Here is a 2,415-nt window from a genome sequence, read left to right as displayed (position 1 = left end):
CGCGGAAGCCTTCAACGCCGCCAATTCGGCAAGCGGGCGCGGCGTCGGCGTCGCCTCCTGCTGGTATGGCTGCGGCAACACTTCGCTGCCCAATCCCTCCACCATCAAGGTCGGCATCTCGGCCTCCGGCGAGGTGATCCTGCACCAGGGCGCCGTCGATGTCGGCCAGGGCTCCAACACGGTGATCACCCAGATCTGCGCCGACGCCCTCGGCCTGCCGCTGGACAGGTTCAAGCTGAAGAGCGCCGACACCGCCATCACGCCCGACGCCGGCAAAACATCCGCCTCGCGCCAGACTTTTGTAACGGGCAAGGCGGCGGAGAAGGCGGGCCGCGCCTTGCGCGAAAAGATCCTGCGCTACGCCAACGTCTCGGGCGAAGCGACGATCATGCTCGACGGCGACAGCCTCTCCATCCGCGAAGGCGATGCCGCGCGGCGCATCGATCTTGCGGCGCTGAAGGCCGATGCAGACGGTCTCGTCTTCGCCGCCGAGGAAACCTATGACCCGCCCACACTGCCGCTCGACGCCAAGGGGCAAGGCAAACCCTATGCCGTCTATGGCTATGGCGCGCAGATCGCCGAGCTCGAGGTCGATCTCAAGCTGGGCACCGTGAAGCTCATCAAGATCACCGCCGCGCATGATGTCGGCAAGGCGATCAATCCCGTGCTGGTCGAAGGCCAGATCGAGGGCGGCATCGCGCAGGGCATCGGCATGGCGCTGATGGAGGAATACATCCCCGGCCGCACCGAGAATTTGCACGATTACCTCATCCCGACCATCGGAGACGTGCCGCCGGTCGAGCACATATTGGTCGAGGTTCCGGATCCGGAAGGACCCTTCGGCGCCAAGGGCCTTGGCGAGCATGTGCTGATCCCCACCGCGCCGGCGATCCTCAATGCCATCCGCCATGCCACAGGCGTCCTGGTCACCAAGGTGCCGGCGACGCCGAGCCGCATCCTGGCGGCGATCCGCGAGAAGGAGGCGCGCCGATGAGCGAGCTTGCCGAACGTTTCGAAACCCATGATCCCGGCGAGAAGCAGGTGGCGGAGAAGATCCGCTGCGATGCCTGTCCGGTCATGTGCTACATCGCCGACGGACGCACCGGCGCCTGCGACCGCTACGGCAATGTCGGCGGCCGCATCGTGCGCATGGATCCGCTAACCATCCTCGACCATGCCGCCGAGACCGGCGGCGCGGTCGTGCCTTTCGTTGCCGAGGGCGAGGCCTGGAACGGCGAGCTGGTCAACACCGGAAGGCGCTTCGTCACCGCGATCGGCGCCGGAACCACCTATCCGGACTACAAGCCGGCGCCCTTCATCGTCAGCCAGGAGGTCGAGGGCGTCGATCTCGTCACCGTCGTCACCGAAGGAATATTCTCCTACTGCGGCGTCAAGGTGAAGATCGACACCGACCGCCATATCGGCGACGAGTCGGCAATCGTGCGCTCGCAAGGCGAGGCGATCGGCCATGTCACCACAGGCGAATACGGCTCGCAGATGCTGTCGCTAGGCGGCGTCCATCATTTGACCGGCGGCTCCAAGCAGGAAGGCCGCGCCACTTGCGACGCGCTGCTTAACCTCTGCAACCGCAAGCCGGTCGAGCTCACCATCGACGGCGGCGCCACGGTGATCGTCGAAGCCGGCAAATCGCCGGTCATCGACGGCAAGGTCGAGCACCGCATGCGCGTCGGCTGCGGCTCGGCCACCATCGGCATGTTCGCCACGCAATGGCGCGGTCTCGTCGACGAAGTCGTTGTGGTCGACGACCACATCACCGGCGTCGTCTCGGAGCATCAGGCCGGCAAGGTGCTGGGCTGGGAAGACACCGGCATAAAGATCATCGGCCGCCGTTCGACGCCCGGCCGTTATTTCAAGGTGTCTGAGCCCGGCCTCGGCTGGGGCGGCACGACGATTTCCGACCCGCTGTCGATCCTCGGCGACTGGAACGCCAAGAAGGGCGCGCGCCCCGGCCTGTCGCTGCTGATGGTGTCGACCACCGGCGAGCAGTTCGCCTATTACGAGCTGGACGACGAGCTGAAGCCGGTCCAAAAACCGTTTCCGGAGCGGCTGCAGAAGTCGGTCGGCCTGATCGAGGACAATTGCGAGCCGGCGCTCTGCACCGTTCTCTTCATCGGCGGCGCCGGCGGCTCGCTGCGCGCCGGCGTCACCGAAAACCCCGTCAACCTCACGCGCTCGGTGCAGGGCTTGAGGACCTACGTGACGGTGGGCGGCGCGCCGGTCTATGTCTGGCCGGGCGGCGGCATCACGCTGATGGTCGACGTCACCCGCGTGCCGGAAGGCGCCTTCGGCTATGTGCCGACGCCGGCTCTGGTCGCGCCGATCGAGTTCACCATGCGCCGCGACGATTATGTCCGGCTGGGCGGCTATGAGAATGAGATCCGAGGCGTCGAGGAT

At 66.2% G+C, this 2,415-nt stretch carries 2 protein-coding genes; both read left to right on the top strand.

Translation table 11 applies throughout. The features are described from left to right. The coding region (locus EOA27_RS32095) for a molybdopterin cofactor-binding domain-containing protein (protein ID WP_145970675.1) at nucleotides 1-994 on the top strand (994 nt) is incomplete at its 5' end. Then, on the top strand, nucleotides 991-2,415 hold a 1,425-nt coding region (locus EOA27_RS32090; RefSeq protein WP_127258208.1), incomplete at its 3' end, for a 6-hydroxynicotinate reductase. The genes EOA27_RS32095 and EOA27_RS32090, both read left to right, overlap by 4 nt.

Origin of the sequence: Mesorhizobium sp. M2A.F.Ca.ET.037.01.1.1 (genome assembly GCF_003998075.1) — a bacterium.
Lineage (GTDB): Bacteria > Pseudomonadota > Alphaproteobacteria > Rhizobiales > Rhizobiaceae > Mesorhizobium.
This window is presented reverse-complemented; position numbering and strand designations above follow the sequence as displayed.